4 protein-coding genes are annotated in these 3,561 nt (G+C 66.0%); all 4 read left to right on the top strand.

The genetic code is table 11. The features are described from left to right. Positions 1-114: 114 nt before the first annotated feature. Entirely contained in the window at positions 115-1,245 is a 1,131-nt protein-coding gene (locus EOB49_RS04180) for a CaiB/BaiF CoA-transferase family protein (protein WP_127380226.1), read from the top strand. A 10-nt stretch (positions 1,246-1,255) separates the two neighbouring features. Beyond that, positions 1,256-2,098 carry a MaoC family dehydratase N-terminal domain-containing protein gene (locus EOB49_RS04175; RefSeq protein ID WP_127380225.1) on the top strand — a complete coding sequence of 281 codons (843 nt, stop codon included), beginning with the start codon at positions 1,256-1,258 and terminating at the stop codon, positions 2,096-2,098. Beyond that, positions 2,092-2,904, top strand: a complete 813-nt coding sequence (locus EOB49_RS04170; protein WP_127380224.1) for a CoA ester lyase — start codon at positions 2,092-2,094, stop codon at positions 2,902-2,904. Before EOB49_RS04175 ends, EOB49_RS04170 begins: the two co-directional genes overlap by 7 nt. A 25-nt stretch (positions 2,905-2,929) precedes the next feature. Beyond that, on the top strand, positions 2,930-3,561 hold a 632-nt coding region (locus EOB49_RS37350), incomplete at its 3' end, for an MmgE/PrpD family protein (RefSeq protein WP_245472466.1).

Raw genomic sequence — 3,561 nt, 5'->3', positions numbered from 1 at the left:
AGAGGCTCGAGGACATTGATGGCACGCCGCATCTGTTCTTCCACGCCGCCGAGGACTACGGCAAGAACGAGCGGCTGAAGCCTGGTGTGCTGGCGCGCTCGGGAGTGCAGCGCAATGTCTGACGGCGCCCGCCCACTGGAGGGCCTGTTTGTCGTTTCGATCGAGCAGGCCGTCGCCGCTCCGCTCTGCACGGTCCGCCTTGCCGATGCCGGCGCACGCGTCGTGAAGATCGAGCGTCCGGAAGGCGAAACCGCGCGTCATTACGATTCCGCAGTGGAAGGCATGTCGGCTTACTTCGTCTGGCTCAACCGCGGCAAGGAGAGCGCGGTGCTCGACCTGAAGAGTGAGCACGACCTGGCTCTCCTGCACCGGATGGTCGCGCGCGCCGACGTCCTCGTGCAGAATCTCGTGCCGGGCGCCATCGACAGGCTCGGCCTCTCGGCCGATACAATTGCGAAAGAGTTTCCTCGGCTGATAGCCATCAACATCGTCGGCTACGGGCAGGACACGCCCTACGCGGCCATGCGCGCCTACGACATGCTGGTGCAGGCCGAAAGCGGCATCTGCGCCGTTACCGGCACGCCGGACACGCCAAGCAAAATCGGGGTTTCCGCCGCCGACATCGCCACCGGCATGAATGCCCATGCGGCGATCCTCGAAGCCCTGTTGGCGCGCCAGAAAACCGGGCGCGGCCGCATTGTCGAGATTGCCATGTTCGACGCCATGGCAGACTGGATGACCGTGCCGCTGCTGCACTACGAATATGCGGGCCGCGAGACGCAGCGATATGGCCTGGCGCACGCTTCGATCTACCCGTATCGACCTTATGCCTGTCGGGATGGCAGCGTGGTCGTGTCCATCCAGCAGAACAATGAATGGAAGCGCTTCTGCACGCTCGTGCTGCAAAGGCAGGATCTGTTCGCCGACGAACGCTTCGCCACCAATACCTGGCGGGTTGCCAACCGCACGGCGCTCGACGCCGAGATCGAACCGATCTTCGCGGCAATCGACTGCGACGAGGCCATAGACCGTCTCGACGAGGCGCAGATCGCCTGGGGCCGGGTGAGTGCAATGCGCGACCTGCCGCACCACAAGGCGCTCCGCCGGACGGAGGTGGCACTGCCGGACGGCAAGCGCATCGCAGTACCCAAGCCGGCAGGGCGGCCGGAGGGATTTGCAACGGTTCCAAGCGTCCCCGCGCTTGGCGCCGATACGGACCGGATCCGGTCCGAATTCGCCGCCTGACGAGGACCTCATGAGCCTGGACACAAGCACACTGCAGGAATGGGTTGGACGCACGCACGAGGTCGAGGATGTTGTGACCCCGCGCCTGCTGGCCAGCTTTGGCGCCACGCTTGGGGACCACGCGGCGCAGACTGCCGAGGGCGCGGCCGCGCCCGGACTGCATTGGTGCCTGGCGCCCGACATTGCCGCCATGCGAGAACTCGGACCTGACGGGCACCCGGCCAAAGGCGGCTTCCTGCCGCCGGTGCCGCTTCCGCGTCGCATGTGGGCTGCCAGCGACGTGCGTTTCATGGCGCCGATCCGCTCTGGCGACCGCATCCGCCGCCGCTCGACGTTGGCCGCCATCGAGGAGAAACAGGGCCGCACCGGGCCGCTCACCTTCGTCACGGTTCGGCACGACATCGCCAACGATTCCGGTCCGGTCATCGAGGAGGACCAGATCATCGTCTATCGCGGCGCCGAAGCCGCTGCTGCGTCCCCTGCCCCGCCGGCCAATTCGCCCCTGGCCGCATCGCACGAGCGCACGATCGACATCGATCCCGTGCTGCTCTTTCGATATTCCGCGCTGACGTTCAACGGGCATCGCATCCACTACGACGCGCCCTATGCCACGGGGGTCGAGCACTATCCCGGGCTCGTCATCCATGGCCCGCTGCAGGCGACGCTGCTGATGAACTTCGCCGCCGCCATTGTCGGTCAGTCGCCGCGCCGTTTCTCATTCCGCGGCGTCCATCCGGCGACTGGCCCGCAGCGCCTGCTTCTGAGCGCAACATCCCCAGGCCAGGACGGCATGGCTCTCGAGGCACGGTCGTCCGACGGCCATGTGACGGTGAAGGCCACGGCGCAATGGTGAGCTTCGTCACGCCTGTCGCACCCCTGTTCGTGCCGGGCTCGCGGCCGGAACGGTTTGACAAGGCCGACAGCAGCGGCGCGGACGCGGTCATTCTCGACCTCGAGGATGCCGTCGCCCCTGGCGACAAGGACCGCGCCCGGGACGCAGTTGTCGCTCGTGCGGCCACGCTGAAATCCGCAGTCGTGGTCCGCATCAACGCCGCGGGAACACCCTGGCACGAAGCGGACATCGACGCCGTGCGGCGCCTCGACGGCGTCTCCGTCATGCTGCCCAAGGCCGAACATCCGGAAGACATTGCCGATATGGCCAGGCACATGGCACGCAGCGTTTCCGTCATCGCGCTGGTCGAGAGCGCCGTCGGTCTCGCCAACTTGCCGGACATATTGGCCATGCCCAACGTCGTTGCCGTCGCCTTCGGCTCGGTCGACTTCTCGCTCGATCTTGGTTGCGCGCATGATCGGCTGATCCTGCTTGCGGCCCGCAACGAAATCGTCTGGCGTTCGCGCGCCGCTGGCCGGGCCGCGCCGATTGACGGCGTAACGACCGACCTGAACAGTCCCGAAATCACCGAGGATGACGCCCGCCACGCCATGAAGATGGGTTTTGGCGGCAAGATGGCCATCCATCCGAGGCAGATCGAGCCGATTCGCAGTGGCTTTCGCCCGAGCGATAATGACATCACATGGGCACGAGACATCGTCGGCGCAGCCTCGTCCGGCGAAGCTAGCCAGGTGAACGGCGAAATGGTGGATCGGCCGGTCATCGAGCGCGCAAGGCAGGTCCTGCGCCGGGCCGCTTTGGTCTAGAGGGCATGCAGGGGAGGAGCAACGGATGAGCCTGGACACCGCCGATTGGCCAACCGCCAGGCTCTGCGCCTTCATTGCCGAACTCGACTTCGAACAGATCCCGCCGCGCGTCGTTCATTTCGCGCAAGGACTGATGATCGACTGGCTCGGCTCGGCGCTGGCCGGCAAGGGCGCGCACCAGGTCGAGATGATCGACGGCTTTGCGCGTGCCATGGGGCCGGCGGACGGCCCAAGCACCATCATCCCGACGCGGCGGCGCACAAGCCCCTACTTCGCAGCGATGGTCAATGCGGCGGCCTCCCATGTCGTGGAACAGGACGACGTTCACAACGGCTCGGTCTTTCACCCGGCGGCGGTTATCTTTCCGGCCGTTTTGGCGGTTGCGGAGGCTGAGGGGAAGACCGGCCGCGAAGTCCTGACTGCCTGCATCGCCGGCTATGAAGTGGGCATCCGCGTGGGAGAATTCCTCGGACGCTCGCACTACGAGATATTCCACACCACCGGCACGGCTGGCGCAGTGGCAGCAGCCGCGGCGGTCGGCAGGTTGATCGGGTTGGACGCAGCCGGGCTCAACCATGCTGTCGGCTCGGCCGGTACGCAGGCGGCAGGTCTCTGGGAATTTCTGCGTGACGCTGCCGATTCCAAGCAACTCCATAC

Source organism: Mesorhizobium sp. M7A.F.Ca.MR.148.00.0.0, assembly GCF_003997735.1.
Lineage (GTDB): Bacteria > Pseudomonadota > Alphaproteobacteria > Rhizobiales > Rhizobiaceae > Mesorhizobium.
Note: the sequence above shows the minus strand (reverse complement) of the source record. Positions and strands in the feature narration are given on the sequence as shown.

What these genes read in the sequence shown, in the direction of transcription:
- EOB49_RS04180 (WP_127380226.1), top strand. Translation starts at nt 115, where the DNA reads ATGTCTGACGGCGCCCGCCCACTGGAGGGCCTGTTTGTCGTTTCGATC.
- EOB49_RS04175 (WP_127380225.1), top strand. Translation starts at nt 1,256, where the DNA reads ATGAGCCTGGACACAAGCACACTGCAGGAATGGGTTGGACGCACGCAC.
- EOB49_RS04170 (WP_127380224.1), top strand. Translation starts at nt 2,092, where the DNA reads ATGGTGAGCTTCGTCACGCCTGTCGCACCCCTGTTCGTGCCGGGCTCG.